A 24606-nucleotide genomic window follows, 5' to 3' on the forward strand; every position below is an offset into this window, starting at 1 on the left:
CATGATCTCCGTTGCCGTCACCGAGTCGAGCCAGGTGGCCGACGCGCGCCGCCGTGCCGTGGCCTGCGCGCACGACCTCGGCTTCGACGAGACGGCGAGCGGACGCGTGGCCATCGTCGTCACCGAACTCGCCACCAACCTCGTCAAGTACGGCAGCGCCGGCGAGATGCTGCTCGGCCCGTTCCAGGACGAGAGCGGGACCGGTGTCGAAGTCATCGCCCTCGACAAGGGGCCGGGCTTCGCCAACCTCGACGAGGCCCTGCGCGACGGGCATTCCACCGGTGGCAGCCCCGGCACGGGTCTCGGCGCCGTACGCCGCCAGTCGCAATCCTTCGACATCGCCGCTTGGCCGGGGCGGGGCACCGGCCTCGTCGCGCGAATTCAGGCGGATGCCCGTGCGACCCCTGCCCAGCCGTCCCACGGCGCCGTGGCCGTGCCCCTGCGCGGCGAGGAGGTGAACGGCGACGCCCATTGCTTCCTCGGCGCGGGGGTGGGCGAGGAGGTGGGCTGGACCCTCCTCGTCGCCGATGGCCTCGGGCACGGGCCGCAGGCGGCACAGGCCTCCACGGAGGCGGTACGCCTGTTCCGCAAGAATCCCGAGGCCGCGCCGGGCGAAATCCTGACCATCGTCCATGCGGGCCTGCGCCACACGCGCGGCGGAGCTGTGACGATCGCCCGCTACGAGCCCAACCGGGGTGTGGTGACGGTCGCCGGCATCGGCAACGTCACCGGCGCGGTGGTGAGCGGCGCAACCGTCCGGCGCACGGTGTCGCTCGCCGGCACCGCCGGGCACGTCGCCCGCCGCATCCAGGAATTCGAGTATCCGTTCCAGGCCGACGACCTTTTCGTGCTGTGCTCGGACGGCCTCGTGACGGGCTGGTCCCTCGACGGCTATCCGGGGCTCAACGGCGCCCATCCGAGCCTCATCGCCGGCATCCTCTATCGCGATTTCGCGAGGGGGCGGGACGACGCCACCGTCGTGGTGGTCCGGGGCATCACGCCATGACGCTCGCCCTCGTCTCGATGCGGATCGAGGGCGAGGACGATGTGACGGCCGTACGTCAACGGGCCCGCCACCTCGCGGAGCATCTCGGCTTCGGCGTGCAGGATCAGACCCGCATCGCCACGGCTGTGTCGGAGATCGCCCGCAACGCCTACGGCTACGCGAAGGGTGGCCGGGTCGAGTTCCGCCTGGACCTCATCGGGGGAAGCCAGGCCTTCGTCATCCGCATCGCCGACCAGGGGCCGGGAATCGCCGATCCCGCCGCCATCCTGGAGGGGCGCTATCGGTCGCGTACCGGGCTCGGCCTCGGCCTGATGGGCGCGCGCCGGCTCATGGACCTGTTCGACCTCGAAACCGAACCGGGCCGGGGCACCCGCGTCACCCTGGGCAAACGCCTGCCGGCGGGCCTGCCCGCCCTGACCGCACCGCAGGCGGCGGCCATGGTCGACGCCGTCGCCCGGGCCCAGCCCGACGATCCCCATGCGGCCATCCGCGAGCAGAATCAGGCCCTCCTGCGCAGCCTCGCCGAGATCGCCGAGCGCGAGGAGGAGGCCCAGCGCCTCAACGCCGAACTCGCCGAGACCAACCGCGGCGTTGTCGCCCTCTACGCCGAACTCGAAACCCAGGCCGGTCAGCTGCGCGAGGCGGGCGCCACCCTGGAGGCGCAGGTCGCCGCCCGCACGGCGGAACTGGCCGAGGCCAATGCACGCCTGCGCGCGGAAGCCGCCGAGCGCGAGCGGATGGAGGAGGATCTTCGCCAGTCGCAGAAGATGGAGGCGGTCGGCCAACTCACGGGCGGCATCGCCCACGATTTCAACAACCTGCTCACCGGCATCGTCGGCTCCCTCGACCTGATGCAGAGCCGGATGGCCCAGGGACGCCACGAGAACCTACAGCGCTACATCGAAGCCGCCATGTCCTCGGCCAACCGGGCGGCGGCCCTCACCCACCGCCTCCTCGCCTTTGCCCGGCGCCAGCCCCTCGACCCGCGCGCGACCGACGCGAACGCCCTCATCGTCGGCATGTCCGACCTGCTGCGCCGGACCATCAGCGAGTCCATCGACCTGCGGATCGAGACCGATCCCGGTCTCTGGCCGACCCTGTGCGATCCGAACCAGCTCGAAAACGCGATCCTCAACCTCGCCATCAATGCCCGCGACGCCATGCCGAATGGCGGCACCCTGTCGATCCGCACGAGCAATGCGCGTTGGGACGAGGCCGAATCCGGCAAGCCCGGCGATCGCTCCGAGTATGTCCGCATCCGCGTCGCCGATACCGGGACCGGCATGACGCCGGAGGTGATCGCCCGGGCCTTCGACCCATTCTTCACGACGAAGCCCCTCGGGCAGGGCACGGGCCTCGGCCTGTCGATGATCTACGGCTTCGCCCGCCAGTCCGATGGCCATACCCGCATCGAGAGCGTGGTCGGGCAGGGGACGGCCATCACCCTCTATCTGCCGCGCCACCGGGGCGAACTCGACGAGACCGTCCCGGACGCGACGGTGACGACGCGCCCGCGCGGCGACGGACAGACCGTGATGGTGGTCGAGGACGAGCCCGTGGTGCGCGACGTCATCATGGAGGTGCTCCACGACCTCGGCTACCGGGCGATCCAGGCCGTGGACGGACCCTCGGGCCTGCGCGCCCTGTCCGTGGCGGGCCGCATCGACCTCCTCGTCACCGATGTCGGTCTGCCGGGCCTCAACGGGCGCCAGCTCGCCGATCAGGCCCGCCTGGCCCGTCCCGATCTCAAGGTCCTGTTCATCACCGGCTACGCCGAGAGCGCGGCCGTCTCGGCGGGCTTCCTCGAACCCGGCATGGCGATGATCACCAAGCCGTTCTCGGTGGACACCCTGATGACCCGCATCCAGGCGATGATCCGCGATCCCGTGGTGTGACGGGCGGGCTCCCTGCGATGGAAGGCGTCATCCCTCCGTCGCATCCTCCTTGTGCGGTCGCAGTTCCGGCACACCGTGGTCGATCCCGGCCTCGACGGGGGCCGAACGGCTCTCGACGCGGGTGCTGTCCACGAAGATGCGGGCTTCGCCCTCCTTCAGGCCGAGGCTGCGCAGGGCGTAGAGGGTCATGCCGAAGGCGAGTTCGCGTTCGGCCATGAGCACGAGGCCCACCCCCCGCTCCTCGAAATGGCGCCGCTCCGTGTCGCTGTGGGTGCGCACCAGGGTATCGATCCCCGGGCTCATCTCGCGGGCGAGTTCCACGAGGCGCCGCGCCGTGTGCGGCTCGGGCGTCGCGATGACGATGATCCGCGCCGCCTCGATATCGGCCGCGTGCAGGATCCCGGGCGCCGTGGCGTCGCCGAACACCGCCTCGATGCCGTCCTTGCGCAGGTCGAGGACCCGGCGGCGGTCGCGGTCGACGACGATGTAGGGCAAGTCCCAGGCCTTGAGCGCCTTGCCGATGGTGCTGCCGACGCGGCCGTAGCCGACGACGATGGCGTGACCGCGCCGGGAAGCGGTCTCGAGGGAGACGGCCAACGCGTCCACGCCGCGCCGCTCGAAGCGCGCGGCCAGCTTCGGCCGGGCGGCGACGGACCGTCCGACCCAGTCCGTCAGGGCGAAGAACAGCGGGTTCAGGGTGATGGACAGGATCGCGCCGCCGAGAATGAGATCGCGTCCCTCCGTCGGCAGGAGTTTCAGCGACAGGCCGAGGCTGACGAGGATGAACGAGAACTCGCCGATCTGGGCGAGACTCGCCGCGATGGTGAGCGCCGTACCGAGGGGATGCTTGAAGGCCAGTACGATGGCCACCGCCGCCGCGGATTTGCCCACCAGGATCACGCCGAGCACCGCCAGCACCGACAGGGGCTCGCGGATGAGGATGCCGGGATCGAACAGCATTCCGACGGACACGAAGAACAGCACCGCGAAGGCATCCTGCAGGGGCAGGGAATCGGCCGCCGCCTGATGGCTGAGATCGGATTCGGCGAGCACCATGCCGGCGAAGAAGGCGCCCAGCGCGAACGAGACGCCGAACAGCTCCGCCGAACCGAAGGCGATGCCGAGCGCCAGCGCCAGGACCGCGAGGGTGAACAGTTCGCGCGAGCCCGTGCGCGCCGCCTGATCGAGGAGCCAGGGCACCACCCGGCGGCCGCCCACCAGCATCACCACCGCGAACACCGCGACCTTGGCGAGGGTCAGACCCAGGGTGAGCCAGATGTTGCCGTCGCCGACGTGGTGCGCGCCGCCCGCACCCTCGCCGCCAAGGGACGGCGCCAGCGCCGGCAGCAGCACGAGGGCCAGCACCATCGCCAGATCTTCGACGATGAGCCAGCCCACGGCGATGCGGCCCTTGTCGCTGTCGAGGAGGCGTCGTTCCTCCAGGGCACGCAGGAGCACCACGGTGCTGGCGACCGACAGGGCGAGGCCGAAGACGAGGCCGGCCCCGACGCCCCATCCCCAGGCCCAAGCCAAGCCTCCGCCCATGGCGGTCGCCGCCGCGATCTGCACGATGGCGCCCGGCAGGGCGATGGTGCGGACCGCCATCAGGTCCTTGATCGAGAAATGCAGGCCGACGCCGAACATCAGCAGGATCACGCCGATCTCGGCGAGTTGGCCGGCAAGCGCGCTGTTGCCGACGAAACCCGGCGTGTAGGGGCCGACGAGGACACCGGCCAGCAGGTAGCCGACGAGGGGCGGCAGCCGAAGGCGCTGCGCCAGCATCCCGCACACGAAGGCGAGCACGAGGCCTAGGGCAATGATGGCGATCAGCTCGGTCGCATGCGGCACGGGGCGTCGGTCTCCAGTCGAGGTTGCGCGGGATCGGGCTACCGGTCGCCCCTTCGCCCGTGTCGCGGGCAGGGGCAAGCATCGTTCCAGCCTCCTAACGACGCGGATCGTTAAAATCCGTGCCGTGAGTCACCCTGGAAGAAGGATCGGGCATCCTGGATGCGCCGATGGATATTGAATTCACGTTCGCGTGAAACTTCGGTGACTCCTGGCCGGTTGTCGAGGGGGTAGCGTGCCGCGTCGCGGGCCAGCGCCTGGAAGGACGAAGGTATGGCAGAGCGCAACGACGCCGAGATTTCCGACGGCACGGCCCCGAACGGTCCGACGATGGTCTGGACCCTGGCCCTGGCGACGGCGCTTCTCGGCTTGGTGGCGCTTCCGCGTCGGACCGGACGGGAGGCCCGAACGGAGCGCTCGGAGCCCACCCGCGAGCCTTCGCCGTCCCATGCGGGGGCCGACGCCAAATCCGTCGCCCGGGCCGAGCCGGAGCGGGGACGCGGAGCCTCGAAACCGTCCGAGATTCCCGCCAAGGGCTGGAAGGACATCGCCCTGCGGGTCTTCCACGACATCTCCGAGAACGCCATCGTGTCGGTGGCGGCGGGCGTGACGTTCTACGTCCTCTTGGCGATCTTCCCGGCGGTGGCGGCCCTCGTGTCCTGCTACGGCCTCGTCGCCGATGTCGCGACCATCAACGATCATCTCCAGAACCTGCAGGGCATCGTGCCGTCCGGCGCCCTCGACATCGTCGGCGACCAGGTCAAGCGCATCGCCGAGAAGGGCGACACCACCCTCGGAATCACGTTCTTCACCGGCATCGCCCTCTCGCTGTGGAGCGCCAATGGCGGGATGAAGGCGGTCTTCGCCGCCCTCAACGTCGTCTACGAGGAGCGTGAGACCCGCAACTTCGTCTGGCTCAACCTGCGCTCCCTCGCCTTCACCGCCGGCGCCCTGCTGTTCGTGGTCCTGGCGCTGGTGGGCATCGTCGTGGTGCCGGCGGTGATCGGCATCGTCGGCCTCAGCACCGAGGCCTGGTACATCGCCCTCCTGCGCTGGCCGGTGCTGCTGCTCGCCGTGCTGGGTGGCCTGGCGCTGCTCTATCGCTACGGCCCGAGCCGGGATGCGCCGCGCTGGCGCTGGGTGACCTGGGGCAGCGCCCTCGCGGGGGTCGCGTGGCTCGTCACGTCCCTCGGTTTCTCCTGGTACGTCGCCAACTTCGGCAAGTACAACGAGACCTACGGCTCGCTCGGGGCCGCCATCGGCTTCATGACCTGGATCTGGATCTCCACCACCATCGTGCTCGTGGGCGCCGAGATCAACGCCGAGATGGAGCACCAGACGGAAGTGGACACCACGGTGGGGGCGGAGCAGCCGCTCGGCACCCGCGACGCGCGGATGGCCGATACGGTGGGCGCAGCGCGCTGAGGGGCTTCGAGGTGCTTCAGCCGATCCTGGATTTCAGCTAAGGTCCTTTTCATGGACCGTGCAGCCGCCATTGATATTCTACGAAGCCACGAGGGCAAGCTGCGGAAACGCGGTGTTCGGCACGCTGCTTTGTTTGGCTCAGTCGCACGGGGCGATGCCACGGCAACGAGCGACGTGGATGTCATGATCGTGCTCGACCGTGAGACCGTGCGTGATGTGTACGACTATGTCGGCGTCGTCCATTTCATCGAAGACATGTTCCCCGTCACCGTCGATGTCGCCAATCGCGAGACTTTCAAGGAGCGTGTGCGCCAAAACGCTGAACGCGACGCAATCGATGCTTTCTGAGCGCGAGCATTCTGCGTGCAGCGATATCATTGCGAATGTCGAGAAAGGTCGCCGCTTCACTCGCGGGATGACATACGAGACGTTCGCTGCCGATGAGCGCACGGTCTACGCAGGGGTGTGTTGTCTCAAAATCATCGCTGAAGCGAGCCGGCGCCTCACGGCGGAAACCAAAGAGCGGCACCCGCATGTTCCTTGGCGTGTGGTCGCCAATGCGGGAAACGCCTATCGGCAAGGCTACCATCGCGTCGAACTCGACATGGTGTGATTCACGCTCACGGAGCGCCTGGACGAACTCGTGGCAGTCTGCCGTATCGAACTCGCGTCGACACCTCCTCAGGGTCGGCAAACTCACGAATCCCTCTCTCGAACCTGCGTGGCCGATGACCGCTGTCTCCTCCGAAAAGCCCGTCGGCCCCGGCGATCAGATCATCCTCGTCGATGGCTCGTCGTTCATCTTCCGCGCCTACTTCCAGTCGATCAACCAGGACCAGAAGTACAACACCCGCCCCTCCGACGGCCTGCCCACGGGCGCGGTGCGATTGTTCTGCACCAAGATCGCCCAGTTCGTGCAGGAAGGGGCGGCGGGCGTGATGCCGACCCACCTCGCCATCGTGTTCGACAAGTCGGAAGGCTCGTTCCGCAAGGAACTCTATCCCGACTACAAGGGCCACCGGCCGGACGCGCCCGACGACCTCAAGCGCCAGATGCCGCTCATGCGCGATGCCGTGCGGGCCTTCGGCCTCCAGCCCATCGAGCTCATCCGCTACGAGGCCGACGACCTCATCGCCACCTATTCGCGTCAGGCCGAGGCGCGGGGGGCCGGCGTCATCATCGTCTCGTCCGACAAGGACCTGATGCAGCTCGTGGGCCCCCTGGTGCGGTTCTACGATTTCGAGTCGGGCACCAAGGGCAAGGCCGGGCACCGCCCCGAGCGCAACCTCGACCGCGACGCCATCATCGCCAAGTGGGAGGGGCTGACCCCCGAGCAGATCGGCGACGCCCTGGCGCTCATCGGCGACACCTCGGACAACGTGCCGGGCGTGCCCGGCATCGGCCTGAAGACGGCCGCCGCGCTGATCAAGGAATACGGGAGCCTCGACGCGCTGCTGGAGCGGGCGGGCGAGATCAAGCAGCCCAAGCGCCGCGAGACCCTGCTGGCCAGCATCGATCAGGCCCGGCTCTCGCGAAGGCTCGTGGCCCTCGAAGAGAACGTGCCGGTTCCGATCCCGTTGGACGACCTGCGCCTGCCGAAGCCCGATCCGCAGAAGCTCGTCGGCTTCCTGAAGGCCATGGAGTTCAACACCCTGACGCGGCGCATCGCCCAGATGCTCCACGTCGACCCGGAGGCGGTGCAGCCCGATCCGGCCCTGCTGCCCCAGCGGGCCGAGGCCGAGGACGCGCCCTTCGCGGCGCAGGCCCTCGGCGACCCGGTGCCCCTGGCCCCCGGGGAGGGGCCTGAGATCGACCCCTTCGCCGATCTCGGTCTGCCCGATGTCGCGCCGAAAGCCCGCCGATCCTCCGAGGCGACGCCCGCCGACCTCGTGGCGGCGCGCGCGGCGGAGTCCGTCAAGCCGTTCGACACCGCCGCCTACGAGACCATCGGCCTCGTCGAGCAGCTCGACGCCTGGATCGCCGAGGCCGAGGAGGCGGGAATCGTCGCCGTCGACACGGAGACCGACGCCCTCGACGCCATCAATTCCAATCTCGTCGGCATCTCGCTCTGCGTCGCGCCGGGGCGCGCGGCCTACATCCCCCTGCGCCACCTCGATCCCGTCACGGCGAGCGAGGGCGATCTGTTCGGCGACGCCAAGGCCGCCACCGACGTGTTCCAGCCCGCCGCCGGGCAGATCGATCTCAAGGTGGTGATCGCCCGCCTGAAGCCGCTCCTCGAGAATCCGGGCGTGCTCAAGGTCGGCCAGAACCTCAAATACGATCTGTCCGTGCTCACCCGCTACGGCATCGACGTGGCGCCGTTCGACGACACCATGCTGATCTCCTACGTGCTCGATGCCGGCAAGGGCGGCCACGGCATGGACGAGCTCGCCCGCCGGCATCTCGGCCACCAGCCCATCACCTTCACGGACGTGGCCGGGACCGGCAGGGCGAAGATCACCTTCGACCGGGTGCCCCTCGACAAGGCCACCGCCTACGCGGCCGAGGACGCCGACGTGACCTTGCGCCTGTGGCGGATGATGAAGCCGCGCCTCGTCGCCGAGAAGCGCGTCACCGTCTACGAGACCCTGGAGCGCCCCCTGGTGTCGGTGGTCGCCCGCATGGAAGCGCAGGGCATCCGCGTCGACCGCAACATGCTGAGCCGCCTGTCGGGCGACTTCTCTCAGATCCTCGTGCGCCTCGAGGAGGAGATTCAGGAGGATGCGGGCGAGAAATTCCAGGTGTCGTCGCCGAAGCAGATCGGCGACATCCTGTTCGGCAAGATGGGCCTGCCCGGAGCCAAGAAGACGCCGAACGGCCAATGGGCGACGCCCGCGACCCTGCTCGAGGAACTGGCCCAGGCCGGCCACGAGTTGCCCAAGAAGATCCTGGAATGGCGCCAGCTCGCCAAGCTGAAATCCACCTACACGGATTCGCTGCAGCAGCATGCCGACCGCGAGACCGACCGGGTCCACACCTCGTTCTCGCTCGCCGCCACCACCACGGGCCGGCTGTCGTCGTCGGACCCGAACCTGCAGAACATCCCGATCCGCACGGAGGAGGGGCGCCGCATCCGCCGCGCCTTCGTGGCGGCCGAGGGCAACCGCCTGATCTCGGCCGATTACAGCCAGATCGAACTGCGCCTCCTCGCGCACATCGCCGATATCCCGCAACTGCGCCAGGCGTTCGCGGATGGCATCGACATTCACGCGGCCACCGCCAGCGCCATGTTCGGCGTGCCGCTGTCCGAGATGACGCCGGACCTGCGACGCCGCGCCAAGACCATCAACTTCGGCATCATCTACGGCATCTCGGCCTTCGGGCTCGCCGACCGCCTCGGCATCGGCCGCGAGGAGGCCGGCGCCTTCATCAAGCAGTATTTCGAGCGCTTCCCCGGCATCCGCGACTACATCGACACCACCAAGCGCCTGTGCCGGGATCTGGGCTACGTCACCACCCTGTTCGGGCGGGTGTGCCACTATCCGCAGATCCGCTCCAACAACCCCAACGAGCGGGCGAGCGTCGAGCGCCAGGCCATCAACGCCCCGATCCAGGGCTCGGCCGCCGACATCATCCGCCGGGCGATGATCCGCATGGAGGACGCGCTCAAGGCGGAGAAGCTCAACGTGCGCATGCTGCTGCAGGTGCACGACGAACTGGTGTTCGAGGCGCCGGAGGACGAAGTCGAGAGGGCCTTGCCAGTCATCTCTCGGATCATGGTCGAGGCACCGGCGCCCGCTTTAACGTTGAAGGTGCCTTTGGTGGTGGAGGCGCGGGCGGCGTTGAACTGGGAGGAGGCGCACTGAGCTACCGCAAAAGGTCCTCAGCCTTCGAAGGTTATGTCCGAACCGATCAGCAGGTGGCGGGCATTCTTCGGAACCGGGAAACCGTAGCCATCGCCGGCCTGCTCCCATGCGAGATGGCCGGCGCGATGATGAGGGCTCCGATAGGGATCGAAGCCGATTCGTTGCAGGGCCAAGTGCAGGGCCTGAACTTCGTCGACCCCCGTGGCGAAGCTGCTCACTCGGCCGTCGGGCCAGTGGATGTCGTAACGGCAGGTCCAGGCGCATTCGTCGGGTTCGGGGCCGCCGAGTTCAATCACGACATCGGTCGTAATGTTATCCTTGATCAGTCTCAGCGTTCTCGACGCAACGATCATCGGCGACTCCCGAGTTTCAGAACGGCCATCCGCCCTGTCCATCGGCCGAGGATACGAGGAAAGGCCCGGACATGTCCGCTTCGACGCCCGGATCTCGCAGCCCTCTCGCTCTGGGGCATGCGCGCATAACGTGAAGCTTGGTGCGCTGCAGCACAGCCATGCACTCCAAGCGGGAACACCCCCGTTAAGAAAGCGTTGCCGGCGGACGACACGTTGCATCACCACAAGCGCCATCAAGGCGCGTGAGGACATTCTCCGCCATGATCAACACCAAGCTTCTCGCCGCCCTCGGCGTCTCCTTTGCCGCCCTCGCCACCCCGGCGCTGGCCCAGGAGCCCCTGTCGTTCCGCGTGGCGCCGCAATACGACGCCAACTCCGTCGAGGCCCGCGACACCTCGGCCTTCCGCTCCGCCGCTCTGAAGTCGGATGCGGTCAGCATCGAGTCGAGCCGCATCGCCCTGGAGCGCTCGCGCAACCCGAACGTACGCAACTACGCCAAGAACGTGCTGGTCGAGCGCGAGGCCACCACCAAGGCGTTGCTGCCCGAGGGTACCTCGCTGACTGCCGGCGGCACCGTCGTCTCCGACAGCCAGCCCTTCGAGACCCGCCTCGACAACCCCGTCGGCGTGGTACTCGCCCCGGTGACCATCTCGGCCTCCATCGCCCAGAAGATCGTCGGCGGCGTGCTCGGCGGCGTCGGCCTCGTCGACAACAGCCCCGGTGAGCCCGGCCGCCGCGTCGCCATCGGCCCCGAGGGCCAGGCCCGCATCGACAGCCTGAAGAACGCCCGCAGCGCCCGCGAGTTCGACCGCACCTACGCCCGCCAGCAGGCCCGCTCGGACGCCCGGACGCTGGGCCTGTACGAGGCCTATTCGCGCAACGGCGACAACGCCCAGGGCCGCGAGTTCGCCAATCAGGCGCTTCCCTACATCGCCAACCAGCACGGCCACTCGGCGGTCTTGGCCGATCGCATCGGCGGCTGATCCGCACCGCGTCTCCTAACGAAAGGGCCGCCCCGATGGGGCGGCCCTTTCTCGTTTCAGATGGCGGCGGCCGGGTCTCCGCCGAGGGGATTGCCCTCGTCCTCGTTGCGAGGGTCGGCCCTGCGGCGAGACCCGCGATCGAGGAGCGAGCGGCCGAGCGCCCGGAACGGCGCGGTCAGCCGCCGCGCATCGTCGGCGCGCTCCATGAAGCGCTCGCCGTTGCGGATCTCCTTGTCGAGCTTCGCCATGGTGCGGGCCAGCGCCGGGTCGTCGTCGTCGAGCCAGACGTCCACCGTCCGGGCGAAGGCGATGACCACGCCCTGAAGCTTGAGGCGCCCGAGCGGCCCCTCGGTGTTGATGCCGGCCGCCGCCAGCATGAAGCGGTGCGAGTTCAGCGCGACCCCATTGAGGGCCAGCATCGAGAGCGGATCGCCGCGCAGGGACTGGGAGATGCGCCGAAGGGCGTCCTTGTAGGGCGTCATCGCATCGAGGCGGCGCATGAGCACGTCGAACAGCCGCTCGCGGGTCGGCTCCTCGGCGAGATCGGTGCTGTCGCCCTCCAGAACCTTGCGGTCGATGATCCTGGCGAGTCCACCCAGGACCGCCCCCTTGGACGGAAACAGGTCGCGGAACTCGGCGAGACTCAAGCCCGCCTCGCGGGCGATGTCGCCGACCTCGATGTCGTTCCAGGGCTGCTCGGCGGCGAGCCGCATCAGGGCTTCGACGGCCGCCTCGCGGGGCGAGGATTTCGGCGCGGCCGGGGCCGTGTCGGCAGCGTCGCTCTCGGCGGCATGACGCGGGGAAGATTTGGGCATGGATGGTCCTCGGGGAGTGCGATCCTCGTTCGTGTCCCCTTCCATGTAGGGTAGCGGCGGCGGGCTCGTTAGGGCAAAGACCCTACCCGGACAATTCGCCCGCGCGGTGCCGTCCCGCCGCCACCGCCTCGCGCAGGAGGTCGGGCACGCCGCCGTCCCGCATGAGCACCGCCAGGGCGGCGGCCGTGGTGCCGCCCGGCGAGGTCACGTCCTGGCGCAGGAGCCCGGCGTCGCGGTCCGTGGCGTCGAGCAGCGCGCCGGCCCCCGCGACCGTGGCGCGGGCAAGGCGCGCCGCCATGTCGGCTGGCAAACCGGCGGCGACGCCCGCCTGCGCCATCGCCTCGGCCAGCAGGAACACGTAGGCCGGGCCCGAGCCCGAAACGGCGGTGAGCGCGTCGAGGAGGCCTTCGTCGTCGAGCCATTCCACCGAACCGACGCTGGCCAGCAGGGCCTCGGCCTCGACGCGCCGGGACGGCTCCGTGCCGGCACTCGCCACGGCGCCGGTGGCCCCCCGGCCGATGCTGGCCGGCAGGTTCGGCATGGCCCGCACGATGGCCCGCACCCGCGGCAAGCGTGCCTGCAGGTCGGCGATGGTCTTGCCCGCGAGGATCGAGATCACGAGGGTGCGCGCACCGGCGAGCCCCGCCAGCATCGGTGCGGCGGTGTCCAGGCCCTGCGGTTTCATCGCCAGTACCAGGGCGTCCGAGGCCGGCACGGTGGCGGGGTTGAGGGCGAGCCCCCGCGTCGCGCACAGGGCCTCGACCTCGGGGGAGGGATGGGGATCGAGAACCGTGGTGCGCGCCGCATCGAGTCCGCCGGCGAGCCAGCCGGCGAGCATCGCGCCACCCATCTTGCCGGCGCCGACCAGGGTGAGGGAGGCGGGAAGCCGGTTCACGCCTCGCCTTCGGTCTCGAACAGCACGGCGTCGAGGGATTCCCGCGCGGACTTGCCGGCCCAGATCACGAACTGGAACGCCTGATAGTAGCGCTCGCACGCATCCACGGCCGATTTCAGCATCATGGTGCATTGGTTCTGGGTCGGGGTGGAGCCGCCGGTGAGCAGGAGCGAGTGGCGGAACATCACCACGCTGTCCGTGGACCACAGGTCGAAATGCCCGACCCAGAGCTGCTCGTTGATGAGCGACACCAGCCGGAGCACCTCCGTGCGGCGGCGCTCGGGCACCTTGAGGTCGAAGGCGCAGGCCACGTGCAGGGCCTCCACGTCCTCGATCCAGGTGAAGGCGACGTGATAGTCGGCCCAGCGCCCGGCGACCGACACCGACATCTCGTCGGTCTCGGCCCGGTCGAAGATCCAGTCGCGCAGCGACGCGAGGCGCTCGACGATGTCGAGGGGGTGCTCGTGCCGGTCGTGATCTTCGATGTGGAGTTGGGTCATGGCGGTCCAGTTTGGCGATCCGGCACGGATCGTCGGCGTGTTGTGAAGCGGTCTGACGCCCCCGCGTCGCCGTCTTCCGCGATCGGCCAAGCTCATCCCGCGGCGGATGCGTTCGGCGTCAGTCGAGAACGGAACAGGGTGGTTCGAAGCAGGGGCGAATCAGGTCATAGGTCACTATAGACCGTGCCGGACTCGGCTTTCAAAGCGCGCCCGGAAGCCGGTGAACAGGAAAGCGACTGTCCACCGTTCCTTCCTGTGCACAAGCGCCGCGCCCTCCGCAGGAGGGGACGCCGGGTTTTCCGGGTCGACCTCAGAGGATCTCGGTCGCGCCCGCCGCCGGCTCGGAGCCGCGTTCGGCTTCCAGGGCGGCGACGCGATGGGCGAGGGCATCGTTCTGGCTGCGCAGGGCGGCGACCATGTCGCGCAGGACGTCGAGTTCCTCCCGGGAGGCGATGTCCATGTCGCGGATCAGGCGTTCGAACTGCGCCTTGACCACCGTCTCGGCTTCGCGGCGCACCCCTTGGGCGGCACCGGCGGCGTCGGTCATCAGGCGGGCGAAATCGTCGAACAGGCGGTTGGTGCCGGGCCGGTCGGAGCTTTGCATCGGTCGTCTCCCAAAGGGGGCCGCGCTCCGCATCCACGAGCGTCACGAAACCGGCGTCCTATCGCAACGACATAAGAATCGGCACGGTGTCCGGCAATCCGTCGCCGGCAATCCGTCACCGCGATGCGCTGGCCGCGAAACAGCCGGTTACAAATCCGTGGGCGCCCGGCCCTTCGCCATGCGGGTGCGAGCCGCCATAATCGATGCAGTACACTCCGAGGCTCAACGACCCGCGTCATGACCCAGCCGGCGACCCCTCACATCCTCGTGGTCGAGGACGACCGCGAGATCAGCGCCCTGGTGGCGCGCTATCTCCGGGCCAACGCGTGCCGTGTCACGATCGCGGGAGACGGTCCCGCCATGGACCGGGCGCTGGCGGAGGCCCGCGTCGATCTCGTGGTCCTCGACCTGATGCTGCCGGGCGAGGACGGTCTGAGCCTGTGCCGCCGCCTGCGCACCACCTCGAACGTCCCGATCCTGATGCTCACCGCCAAGGCCGAGGAGATCGACAGGATCGTCGGCCTCGAGATCGGTGCCGACGACTACCTCGGCAAGCCGTTCAACCCCCGCGAACTCCTGGCCCGCATCCGTGCCATCCTGCGGCGGGGCTCGGCGGGGGAGGGCGAGGACGAGGGCGGTGTGCGCCGCCTGCACTTCCTCGACTGGACCCTCGACGTGTCGTTGCGCCAGTTGCACAGTCCCGAGGGCGCCCGCATCGCCGTCACGGGCGCGGAATTCGATCTTCTCCACGCCCTGTGCCTGCGGCCGGGCCGCGTGCTCTCGCGCGACCAGCTCCTCGACCTGACGCAGGGACGCGCCGCCGGCCCGTTCGAGCGCAGCATCGACGTCCTCATCAGCCGCATCCGCCAGAAGATCGAGCGCGATCCGCGCAGCCCCGAGATCATCCGCACCATCCGCTCGGGGGGCTACCTGTTCACGCCGGAGGTCACGCGCACATGAGGGCTTTCGCCAGACGCCACCTCGCCGCCCTGTGGCCCGGCAGCGTCGCCGGTCAGATCGCGCTCCTCATCGTCGCCGCCATGGTGGTGACCCACGCGGTGGCGACCCTCGCGTTCTTCACCCTGCGCGAGCCGTGGCGGCCCGACGATCACCCCGGCGTCGCCGCCACCCGGATCGCGACCCTGGCGCGCCTCCTCGACGCCACGGCGCCGAACGCGCGCGACGCCCTCCTGCGCGGTGCCGCCAGGACCCTGCCGACCCTGCGCATCGCCCCGTGGCCGGCTTCGGCGCCCGAGGGGACGGCGAGCGAGGCCCTGGCGTCGCACACGGTGGTGCAGCGGGTGCGCGACGGATTCGGACGGCCGCTGGCCATCGCCGATCTCGACGCCGCCGACACCCCGCCCGGCATCCGGGTCGGGATCACGACGCCGGAGGGGGCGCGCTTCTCGGCCCTCGTGCCCGACGACGACCGGCCGCCGATCCGGCAGGGGGCCATCGTGGTCACTTTCCTGTTCCTCGCCGTGGTGCTGTCGCTGATCACCATATGGGCGGCGCGCGCGCTGACCCGGCCGCTCGCCCGCCTCGCCCAGGCCGCGGAGGCGTTCGGCACGCGCATGAACGTGGTGGCCTTGCCGGAGAACGGGCCCCAGGAGGTCATCGCCGTCGCCCAGGCCCTCGACCGTATGCGCGCCCGGGTGCGCCGCCTCGTCGACGACCGCACCCAGATGCTGGCGGCCATCAGCCACGATCTGCGCACGCCGATCACGCGCCTGCGCCTGCGCGCCGAATTCATCGAGGACGACCACGCCCGGACCATGACCCTGCGCGACCTCGACCAGATGAACGGCCTGGTCGAGGCGGCCCTGTCCTTCGTGCGTGACGGCCAGACCGGCGAGGGGCGCGCCGTGACGCTCATCGACGTCGCCTCCCTGGTCCAGACCGTCAGCGACGCATTCGCCGATATCGGCGCCGATGTCCGCGTCGCGGCCAGCCGCCACGTTCTCGTGCGGGGCCGGCCGGAGGAACTGCAGCGTGCGGTGACGAACCTCGTCGACAACGCGGTGAAGTACGGCGGCGGCGCGCGTCTGGGCATCGTCCAGACCGAGCATCGGGTGCGGGTGGACGTCAGCGACGACGGTCCCGGCATCCCCGACGCCGAGCGCGAGGCGATGCTGCAGCCCTTCGTGCGCGGGGACCGGGCACGCAACCTCGACACGGCGAGCGGGTTCGGCCTCGGCCTGTCCATCGTGGTCGCCATCGCGGAGGCCCATGACGGGCGCCTGACCCTGATCAACCGCAGCCCGCGCGGTCTCACCGCCCGCCTCGAACTGCCCCTCGCAGCCGGGGCGGTCCGGCCCGGCTCCGACCGGATCGCGGCAGAATAGGCAGCAACAAAATGGCGGTGCGGCCCGGGAACAGTGGCAGCCTTAAAGATTCCAGGTGTTCAGTCCCGCGGTGCGACGGCCCCAGTTTAGCTGATCTGGCTGCATACGGGGAGGCGTCAGGGGACGGGTTCTTCACGGCTGCGCCACGACCACGCACGCGGTCAGAACAGCGCTACGGCGATCGAAAGCTTCGCTTGAAGATCCTGCCGCACAGCGTGGACTGAACTCCAAGTCGGTCGCGAAGTGGCGCAGACGTACCTTCGTGCATGACGCTGCGATGGGACCGAAGACGCCGCGCTCGACCGTGCTCACGACCGGAGAGGAGGCGATCACCTTTGCCTTCCGCCGGTACACCATCCTGGCCGACAACCTGCCGAGCCTGGGCAGACGATCCAAGCCACATCGTTCAGGGCCCGTGCGATCACCCGGCGCCGCGGGACGGTCCTATCCCGATCCTGGAACGCCCGCGTCGGCCGCCATGGAGCAGGAGAGGTCGCTCGACGACAGGGCCTCGGCCACGAACCGGTCGAACGAGGCCACGCAGCGCGGCGTCAGGTGATGGAACACGCCGGCTGTCCCCGAGCGCTCCACCAGGCCCGCGCCCTCGGCATCGCGCAGGACGTTGCGGACATGGGAACGGGACATGCCGAACCGCGCCTCGAGGTCGGAGAACGAGAGTTCGCGCACCGGCCTGTCCGGCCCCGTGGCGCCGAGCTCGACGAACTTCATCAGGATGTGGATCGCGCATTCGACAACACCGGCGCCCTCAAGGCGTCGTCGAACGCCATCGGCGGCAGCGCGACGGTCAGCCTGACGGGCGTGAGCGACACGGCCAAGCTCGGCCTCGGCAGCACCACGACGATCAACCTCATCGGCAGCGCCAAGACGGCCACCGCCGCCGGTCTCGTCGGCGAGATCCAGAAGGCCATCGACAACGACACCGGTCTCAACGGAAAGGTGAAGGTCAGCCTGGGGAGCGACAATAAGCTCGCCTTCTCGACGGTGGCCTCCGGTGCGGACCAGAAGCTGACGATCAAGGCCGCCGGGACCGCCAATATCGGCCTGGGGCTCAACACGGCCGGCGCCCTCAAGGGCAGCGGCACCGACAAGGGCGGAAGCCTGGGCGCCAGCTCGGTGCGCTCGACCCTTGCGACGCAGTTCAACAACCTGCTGACCCAAATCACCCAGCAGGCCAAGGATTCGAGCTACAACGGCGTCAACCTGCTGTTCCGCAACTGTAGCAACCCCTCCGAGAATACCCTTCACGTCAGCTTCAACGAGAAGAACACCTCGGCCCTCGACATCCAGGGCGTGAAGTTCGACGCGGAGGGCCTCGGCCTCACGGCGACGACGGGCAGCTTCCAGACGGACGAGGAGATCAACGCCGTCATCGAAAAGCTCACGAGCGCCACCACCACCCTGCGGACCCAGTCCTCCACGTTCGGCGCCAACCTCTCGGTGGTGCAGAACCGGCAGGATTTCACCAAGAACCTGACCAACATCCTCGACACGGGGGCGGCCAACCTCACCAACGCCGATCTCAACGAGGAGGCGGCCAACTCCCAGGCGCTCTCGACCCGCAACTCCCTGGCGGTCTCGGCCCTGTCGCTCGCCAATCAGGCGCAGCAGGGCATCCTTCAGCTCCTGCGGTAAGCCACGGCGATCCCGAAAGAGAGGAACCGCCCGTCTCCCGGAGAGGCGGGCGGAAGGCGGTCGAGGCCGGCGCGGCGAGGGGCTGGATGCCGCGGGTCCTCGGACCCGACCGGCTCCAGCGACGACAGACCTCAGGGCAGCTGCAACCCCCGGGAGGGACGTCGGGACCGGGCCGGTCCCGACGTACGACTGCACACACGTGGCGGCGGGCGCCGCGTTACGAATCCTTCAGTCATGCACGGCTTATGGAGAGGGGCGAGCGCGCCGACGCGCCGTGCTCGGCTCAGACGAGGAACGACATGGCGGCCGAACTCGCGATCGCGGAGATTGCGGACGATGCGGATTGGGATCGGCGGGTCTGGGCTCGGCCGAGGGCAAACATCTACTGCGCCACACCTTGGGGATCCTACAAGGCGCGGCGCGGCCTGACGGTCCGGCGCGCGGTCGTGACCGCCGATGGCGAGGAACTCGCGTTCGTGCAATGGCAGGAGCGTCACAAGGGACCGGTCCGTTTCGTCCATGTCCAGGGTGGACCGTTGCTGACCGGTGCGGGCGAACGCCGTGCGGAAGCGGTGTTTCGGAGCTTCGTCGCGCATCTCGATCTCGGGCGGCTCGATCTCCTCGCCATCGACTACGAGGGGTTCGAGAGCCAGGATGCGACGCTCGCGCTCCTGATGCTCGGTTTCGCCCCCGTCGTCCAAGCGTGCGACCACACGTTCGAACTCGACTTGGACCAGGACCTCGAAACGATCCGGGCGGCGATGGACCCGCGCTGGCGGGGGCATCTGCGCAAGGCCGAGCGGAACGCCGACCTGACGACGCACTTCCTCGAGGAGCGCACGGAACGCCTGGCGGCGTTCGACGACTTCACGGCGATGTACGCGCGGCTGCGGCAGCGCAAGGGATTCGCCACCACCCTCCAGACCGACGCCTATCGCGAGGTCGCGGCCAGCGACCCGCGCGTCCTCATCCTCGACGTGCGCGAGAAGGGGGAGCGCGTCCTCGTACGGATCGCCCACCTTTCGGCCGAGCGCTGCACCGACTTCTACGCGGCCTCGAACGATCGTGCCCGCGCCACGAGCGCTGCCAGTCTCGCGGTCTGGCGCCTCGTCGAGCGGGCCAAGGCGGAGACGTGCCACGTGTTCGATTTCGGCGGGATCGATCCGGCTTCGAACCGGGCCGTCTTCGACTTCAAGCGCGGTCTCGGGGCGACGGTCGTGCAGCACGATCCGCTCTGGATCCACGCGAAATCGCCGGCGGTCCAGAAGGCTGCCGGCCTCCTGCTGTCGCTGCGCTGAACGCCGCGTGCCGCATGGCCGTCGGGGGCGCGGCCGCATGGCCCTCGGAGCCGCACCTTCGCCGAATGCCCGGAACGACGCATCGTACCGCGGTTCAGGACATCCGGGCGGCGGTTTGGCTCAGCGCGGAGTGGCGATAGTCGCGCGGGCTCAAACCGTATCGATCGCGAAAGCGGCGCGAGAAATGGGCTTGGCTCGCGAAGCCGCATCCATGGGCCAACTCGCCCAGTTGCACGTGTAGGCAGGCCGGATCGGACAGGCGCTGCGCCGCCCGCTCCAGCCGCTGGTGCCAGATCCAGGCCGTGACGTTGCGCCCGTGCTCGCGGAACAGCGCCTGGAGTTGACGCAACGAAACACCCACCGCCACGGCGACCTGCAACACGTCGAGGCCCGGGTCGCCGAGATGGGTCGCCACATAGGCCTTGGCCCGTTGGACCGTCAGCGTCCCGTGCAGGGCCTTGGGCGTCTCCAGCGCCATGCGCTCGGCGAGGCTCGCGGCCACGAGGTCGATGCCGATGGACGTCATGCGTTCGGCCGCATGCGGCGTCAGCCGATGCCCCACGCTCATGAGATTGCGAAAGTAGGACCGGGCGAGAATCGTGACCGGCCGGCTGCCATCCATCGTCAGACCCGCGAAATGGCGCGCCGCGCCCAGCTGGTTCTCCAGGCGGTCCCGGGGGATCTCGATGGCCAGCACGTCCGAACGATTTCCGTGCTCGATCCTCCAGGGCGAGTTCGTGTCGCGTATGGAGAGATCGCCGGGTCTGTCGGTCGTGGAATGCCCATTCTGTTCCGAACTGACGGTGCCGGACAGCACCAGGCTCAGGAATAGCTTGTCGGTCCTGTTGTTCTGGTGCCGGATCGTTCGTGAGTTCGTCGCGCACTTGAGGTTGCTCAAGCCGAACTGCGTGAAGGACATTCCGCCGACGCTGGTGCCTTCGATCACCGCATCGAACGCCTGGTCGTTCAGACGACTCTGGTCCATGGGAACGAGACGATCTTCGCAGATCTCTCGCCAGAGGCCGAAGCGGTCCTGAGACTTCACGTCGTTTGTCGAGAATATCCTCTCCAAATTCATGATCCTGCTGCACGCGTGCGGGGAACCCGCCGAGGACTGTCATGCCCTCCCCGATCGGAATGGCGCTTCGCCCCCGGGACGGCACACCCGATCGTGTATTCGCATCGGCGACTGCGGGCAATGCGAACCCGTCCGGTGGCGACAATCTTAACATGGATCAGCATCGAACGGGAAGGCGACCCCCTCGGCTGCGTTCGCCGGGATCCTCGCGACCCGGTCCGCGGGATCGCGGCGATCGATGGGTTTCGGACCAAGTGCGAGACTTCGGACCGGGACGCCGAACGCGGGATTCGGTTAACCCCGCGGCCAAGCTGTCGGGTTTCGATTCAAACGAACGGTTCTTCGCCGCGTTGTTCGTCTGCGCTGTCCCGAAATCGATGCCGGTTGCGCAGCGGCTCATGAGTGAAATTCCGCGATGATCCATCAGCTTGTCTATTACAGCCGTAACGCCGTTCTTGGTAACGACCGTGCCATGCTGACGAATCTGCGAGAGATCGTGTCGGCCTCCCAGCGAAACAACAGCCGCGATGGGATCACAGGATTCCTGATTTTCGACAAGACATGGTTCATCCAGGTCCTTGAAGGGGAACAGGCGCAGGTGAGTGCGACCTACACCCGCATTGCCCGCGACCCGCGGCATATGACGGCCACGATCATGGATGCCCGCAATGTTCAGGGCCGGTCCTTCCCGAACTGGACCATGGGCGGCGCCATGCGGACGCCCGAAGTGGAAGAAGTCTATCTCGGGCACGGCATCGGCAGTGCCATCGATCCGACCCGCCTGAAGAGTGCGACGATCATCGGGCTGGCCCTCGATCTCCAGGCCTTCGACGCCGCAAAACGTCAGAACCAGCGCCTCGCGAGCTGACGATCCGCCTGCGGGCGGCCCGTGCCGTAATCGGGCGCCGCCGTTTTCTCGGGTCATGTCGGTCGCGGCGTACAGTGCACCGATCGCTGCCACCGATACCGAAATCTCCCCTCGTTTCAGGGCGAACCCAACCGCATGCGGCCGAGCTTGCGTCTGGGTGGGGTGCGCTCGGCGACGATCGCTCATCGTTCGGATGATGCATCGTACCGGCAATCGGTGGCACCGGATCCCGGGGGAGGGAAATATAGTAATAATAATATAAATTTAGTGATTTGATGATCTTTTGAGTGGGAGGTTCATAGGCTGGATCTTGAGAGATAAGCGAAGGTCCGTGATTTTAAGGACGGCAATTCAAACGTAGCGCTCGAGTTTTTCAGGAATGCGTCTTGGCGTATCGGGACGCGCGACCGCTTTGATCCTTGTGCTCGTCTTTGCCGGTTTCGCCGCCTGTTCCGCGTACATCTACCGCTCGCAATCCGCGGCTTTGCGCGCCGATGTGCAGACCAACATGTCCGCCTTGAGCACGACCGCTGCACGTGCTGTCGGCAACTGGCTTAGCGGCAAGCTCGACCTGACCCGGCTGATGGCCCAGCAGGTGACCATCGCGGGCACCGGTTCGAATACGGACGATATCCTGAATGCGCCGATCGCCCGCGAAGCTTTCGTGCTGATCTTCTTCGGGCGCGCCGACGGCTACTACACGAAGATGCCGAAGAGTGAGATCGCAGCCGGCTACGATCCCCGCCAGCACCCCTGGTACAAGGGCGTGGTCGAGGCCAACGGTCCCGCGCTGACGGAGCCTTACGTCTCTTCGACCTCGAAGCAGCTCACGATCACGGCTTCGGCGCCGGCCGCCAGTGGAACGGGCGGCCTCATCGGCGTGGCCGGCAGCGATTTCGACCTCGGGGCCCTCTCCAAGATGATCAACGAGGTCGAGACCGACGGGCATGGCTACGCCTACCTCGTCTCCGGCGCCGGCAAGATCCTGATCCACCCGCGCGCTGAACTGATCGGCAAGCCGCTGTCCGAGCTGCTCGGCGGTTCCCCGCCGAAGATCGGCGGGTTGCCCGTCGAGACGCGCGAGGGCGAGCGGGCGACGCTCACGGTGTTCGCGCGCGTGCCGAACCTGCCCGCCGCCCTCGATTGGTACGTGGCCCTGTCCGTGGACAGCGCCAAGGCCTTCGCGCCGGTGATGCACCTGTTCGAGATCATGGTCGTCGCGACCCTGGCCGTGCTGCTCGTCCTCGCCATCGTCGTCAGCCGGATGATGGCCGTCACCGTCGCACGTCCGCTGAAGCGCCTGGTGGCCGCCCTGGAGCAGATGGCCCAGGGAGCCGTGGACGCCAAGATCGCCGAAGCCGGCCGGCATGACGAGATCGGTGCCGTCGGGCGCGCGGTCGAGGGGATCCGCGGGATGGTGGCGCGCAAGGCACTCGAAGAGGCCGAGCGGAAGCAGCTCACCGAGGAGGTCGCCGCGGCCGAGCGCAAGCGCACGATGATCGCCCTGGCGGATGGCTTCGAGGCGGCGGTCGGCGGGATCGTCGGTCTGGTGTCCTCCTCGGCCACCGAACTCCAGGCAACGGCACAGAGCATGACGGCGACGGCGTCGGAGACGGCCGTGAGATCGACGGGCGTCGCGGCCGCCGCCGAGGAGACCGCCACCAACGTCAACACGGTCGCGGTTGCGGCCGAGGAGCTCGGCGCATCGGTGCAGGAGATCGCGCGGCAGGTGGCGGGTTCGGCGAATCTCGCCCAGACGGCGGTTCTCGAAGCCGAACAGAGCGCGCATCTGGTCCAGGAACTGCACGAGGCGGTGTCGCAGATCGATGCCGTGGTCGGGTTGATCTCGACGATCGCAGGCCAGACCAACCTTCTCGCCCTCAACGCCACCATCGAAGCGGCGCGGGCCGGCGCCGCGGGCAAAGGATTCTCCGTGGTCGCCGCCGAGGTGAAGGCCCTGGCCGACCAGACCGCCCGGGCGACCGGGGAGATCACGGGCCACATTCGGCGTATTCAGAGCTCGACCGGTCAGGCCGCCTCGGCGATCGACGGCATCGGCACGCGCATCCGCGAGATCGACGGCCTGGCGACATCCATCGCGTCGGCGGTCGAGGAGCAGGAGGCGGCGACGCAGGAGATCGCCCACAACGTCGTGCAGGTCGCCAGGGGTACGAGCGAGGTGACGGACAACTTCGCCAGTGTGGCGCGCGCATCGGAGGATACCGGGGCCGCCGCGAGCCAGGTGCTCGCATCGGCGTCCGAGCTGTCGCGGCAGTCGGAACACCTGGCCGCGGAGGTCGGCCGGTTCGTCGCACGGGTGCGCGCCGCCTGAGATCGGGGCGAGGGATTCGGGGCCGCGAGCAGACCCCCGGACACGGGCGAGCGCCGGCGGGATCGGGCTTTCCGCATCGGCCCTTCACCGCGATCCGCGCAGGCGCTCAGGGCTGCCGCTCGGTCGTCCGCCGCCAGCGGCCCGGGCTCATCGCCTCCTCACGGGCGAAGACCCGGGTAAAATGGCTCTGATCGGCAAAGCCGCAGGCAAGGGCGATCTCCGCCAGGGACCGGTCCTGCGCGCGCATCATCACCTTGGCGCGGGCGACGCGCTGGCGCACCAGCCATGCATGCGGAGATGTCCCTACGGACTGCCGGAAGGCGCGCGTGAAGTGACTTACCGACAGGCCGCACGCCGCCGCCACTGCTCGCAGGCACGGAGCAGCGCCGAGTTCGGCGCGAATGCGCTCCTGCGCGAGCCGAACCTGCCAGGGCGCCAGGCCGCCTCGGGTGCGTGTGGGGACGTGTCCGGCCTCCGCATGGACACCGAGCAGGTGAGCCGCCAGGGCGCGGGCGAGCTGGATGCGGAAGATGGCGGCGCCGCGGTCCGGGCGATCGAGGGTCGCCACGGCGCTCGCCGCGAGGTCGTGAATGGTGGGGTCCACCAGGGTCCGGCCATGTACCGGTTTCAGGGCCTCCATGGGGTCGAGATCGCGGAGGCCCATGCTGTCGGCCACGTCCGCCAGAACCCTGCTCGACAGCCAGACCTGGACGGTTCCGGCGCGATCCCGGCAGACGGACCGGGCGCGGATGTCGAGGAGGATCACGGCGCTCGGACAGATCCGCTCGGGCGCCCCGTGATCGGCGCCGCCCCCGTACGGGCTGCCCGGATGGTCCGCCAGCGGCACCTGGAGCACCAGCCCGTCGCGCGGTAGGGTTGGACGACGGTGCGCTCCCGTCGGCGCC

Annotated in this window: 22 protein-coding genes; 13 read left to right on the forward strand and 9 right to left on the reverse strand. The window is 68.7% G+C overall.

What is annotated here, in order from left to right:
* The first annotated feature begins 1 nt into the window (after position 1).
* The gene (locus ASF52_RS00985) at positions 2–1006 is read left to right on the forward strand and encodes an ATP-binding SpoIIE family protein phosphatase (protein ID WP_056166158.1); all 1005 of its coding nucleotides are present in this window, start codon (positions 2–4) and stop codon (positions 1004–1006) included.
* Complete coding sequence (locus tag ASF52_RS23675; protein ID WP_056166161.1) at positions 1003–2901, forward strand: ATP-binding protein; 1899 nt, start codon at positions 1003–1005, stop codon at positions 2899–2901. The genes ASF52_RS00985 and ASF52_RS23675 overlap by 4 nt, the downstream gene beginning before the upstream one ends.
* Positions 2902–2928: 27 nt before the next feature.
* Here ASF52_RS23675 and ybaL read toward each other — a convergent pair whose 3' ends face one another.
* Positions 2929–4749: a YbaL family putative K(+) efflux transporter gene (ybaL, locus tag ASF52_RS00995; protein ID WP_056166163.1), complete on the reverse strand. Its 1821-nt coding sequence runs from the start codon at positions 4747–4749 to the stop codon at positions 2929–2931.
* A gap of 270 nt (positions 4750–5019) precedes the next feature.
* On the opposite strand from ybaL, the gene ASF52_RS01000 reads away from it, so the two are divergent.
* The 4 genes from ASF52_RS01000 to polA all read left to right on the forward strand — a co-directional run bounded on the left by ASF52_RS01000 (position 5020) and on the right by polA (position 9977).
* Positions 5020–6171, forward strand: a complete 1152-nt coding sequence (locus ASF52_RS01000; protein WP_056166166.1) for a YihY/virulence factor BrkB family protein — start codon at positions 5020–5022, stop codon at positions 6169–6171.
* A 51-nt stretch (positions 6172–6222) separates the two neighbouring features.
* Positions 6223–6519, forward strand: coding sequence for a nucleotidyltransferase family protein (locus ASF52_RS01005; RefSeq protein ID WP_056166169.1), 297 nt, complete (start codon positions 6223–6225; stop codon positions 6517–6519).
* Positions 6509–6784, forward strand: a complete 276-nt coding sequence (locus ASF52_RS21790) for a HepT-like ribonuclease domain-containing protein (RefSeq protein WP_082515140.1) — start codon at positions 6509–6511, stop codon at positions 6782–6784. The genes ASF52_RS01005 and ASF52_RS21790 overlap by 11 nt, the downstream gene beginning before the upstream one ends.
* A gap of 115 nt (positions 6785–6899) precedes the next feature.
* Positions 6900–9977, forward strand: a complete 3078-nt coding sequence (gene polA, locus ASF52_RS01010) for a DNA polymerase I (RefSeq protein ID WP_056166173.1) — start codon at positions 6900–6902, stop codon at positions 9975–9977.
* 17 nt (positions 9978–9994) lie between these two features.
* On the opposite strand, the gene ASF52_RS01015 is transcribed toward polA, so the two are convergent.
* Positions 9995–10330 (reverse strand): DUF6968 family protein, encoded by a 336-nt coding sequence (locus ASF52_RS01015; protein ID WP_056166175.1) that lies wholly within the window; start codon positions 10328–10330, stop codon positions 9995–9997.
* A 260-nt stretch (positions 10331–10590) separates the two neighbouring features.
* Between ASF52_RS01015 and ASF52_RS01020 the strand changes: the two genes are divergently transcribed.
* On the forward strand, positions 10591–11313 hold the full coding sequence (locus ASF52_RS01020) for a DUF4142 domain-containing protein (RefSeq protein WP_056166177.1): 723 nt from the start codon (positions 10591–10593) through the stop codon (positions 11311–11313).
* 56 nt (positions 11314–11369) lie between these two features.
* On the opposite strand, the gene ASF52_RS01025 is transcribed toward ASF52_RS01020, so the two are convergent.
* From ASF52_RS01025 to ASF52_RS01040, 4 genes are all read right to left on the reverse strand, one after another.
* A complete protein-coding gene (locus tag ASF52_RS01025; protein ID WP_056166181.1) occupies positions 11370–12128 on the reverse strand; it encodes a hypothetical protein in 759 nt (252 codons plus the stop codon).
* Between the two features lie 82 nt (positions 12129–12210).
* Complete coding sequence (proC, locus tag ASF52_RS01030; RefSeq protein WP_056166185.1) at positions 12211–13023, reverse strand: pyrroline-5-carboxylate reductase; 813 nt, start codon at positions 13021–13023, stop codon at positions 12211–12213.
* On the reverse strand, positions 13020–13523 hold the full coding sequence (locus ASF52_RS01035; RefSeq protein ID WP_056088634.1) for a YbjN domain-containing protein: 504 nt from the start codon (positions 13521–13523) through the stop codon (positions 13020–13022). Before ASF52_RS01035 ends, proC begins: the two co-directional genes overlap by 4 nt.
* 310 nt (positions 13524–13833) lie before the next feature.
* Positions 13834–14127, reverse strand: coding sequence for an accessory factor UbiK family protein (locus ASF52_RS01040; protein ID WP_056166187.1), 294 nt, complete (start codon positions 14125–14127; stop codon positions 13834–13836).
* Positions 14128–14364: 237 nt separating this feature from the next.
* Here ASF52_RS01040 and ASF52_RS01045 point away from each other — a divergent pair, with 237 nt between their 5' ends.
* Positions 14365–15087, forward strand: coding sequence for a response regulator (locus tag ASF52_RS01045; protein WP_056166190.1), 723 nt, complete (start codon positions 14365–14367; stop codon positions 15085–15087).
* On the forward strand, positions 15084–16472 hold the full coding sequence (locus ASF52_RS01050; protein WP_056166193.1) for an ATP-binding protein: 1389 nt from the start codon (positions 15084–15086) through the stop codon (positions 16470–16472). The genes ASF52_RS01045 and ASF52_RS01050 overlap by 4 nt, the downstream gene beginning before the upstream one ends.
* Before the next feature lie 444 nt (positions 16473–16916).
* Here ASF52_RS01050 and ASF52_RS23090 read toward each other — a convergent pair whose 3' ends face one another.
* Positions 16917–17201 carry a MarR family transcriptional regulator gene (locus ASF52_RS23090; RefSeq protein WP_056166196.1) on the reverse strand — a complete coding sequence of 95 codons (285 nt, stop codon included), beginning with the start codon at positions 17199–17201 and terminating at the stop codon, positions 16917–16919.
* Positions 17202–17207: 6 nt separating this feature from the next.
* Between ASF52_RS23090 and ASF52_RS01060 the strand changes: the two genes are divergently transcribed.
* Together ASF52_RS01060 and ASF52_RS01065 are read left to right on the forward strand one after the other, a co-directional pair.
* On the forward strand, positions 17208–18125 hold the full coding sequence (locus tag ASF52_RS01060; protein ID WP_056166199.1) for a flagellin: 918 nt from the start codon (positions 17208–17210) through the stop codon (positions 18123–18125).
* A 299-nt stretch (positions 18126–18424) separates the two neighbouring features.
* Positions 18425–19423, forward strand: a complete 999-nt coding sequence (locus ASF52_RS01065) for a lipid II:glycine glycyltransferase FemX (RefSeq protein ID WP_056166201.1) — start codon at positions 18425–18427, stop codon at positions 19421–19423.
* 94 nt (positions 19424–19517) lie between these two features.
* On the opposite strand, the gene ASF52_RS01070 is transcribed toward ASF52_RS01065, so the two are convergent.
* On the reverse strand, positions 19518–20501 hold the full coding sequence (locus ASF52_RS01070; RefSeq protein ID WP_082515143.1) for a helix-turn-helix domain-containing protein: 984 nt from the start codon (positions 20499–20501) through the stop codon (positions 19518–19520).
* A 415-nt stretch (positions 20502–20916) separates the two neighbouring features.
* On the opposite strand from ASF52_RS01070, the gene ASF52_RS01075 reads away from it, so the two are divergent.
* Entirely contained in the window at positions 20917–21369 is a 453-nt protein-coding gene (locus tag ASF52_RS01075) for a BLUF domain-containing protein (RefSeq protein WP_056166206.1), read from the forward strand.
* A gap of 379 nt (positions 21370–21748) precedes the next feature.
* Positions 21749–23701 (forward strand): methyl-accepting chemotaxis protein, encoded by a 1953-nt coding sequence (locus ASF52_RS01080; protein WP_082515144.1) that lies wholly within the window; start codon positions 21749–21751, stop codon positions 23699–23701.
* A gap of 106 nt (positions 23702–23807) precedes the next feature.
* Here ASF52_RS01080 and ASF52_RS01085 read toward each other — a convergent pair whose 3' ends face one another.
* Entirely contained in the window at positions 23808–24557 is a 750-nt protein-coding gene (locus tag ASF52_RS01085) for a helix-turn-helix transcriptional regulator (protein WP_162241005.1), read from the reverse strand.
* Positions 24558–24606: the final 49 nt, after the last annotated feature.

Source organism: Methylobacterium sp. Leaf112 (genome assembly GCF_001423295.1).
In the GTDB taxonomy this organism is placed as follows: Bacteria; Pseudomonadota; Alphaproteobacteria; order Rhizobiales; family Beijerinckiaceae; genus Methylobacterium.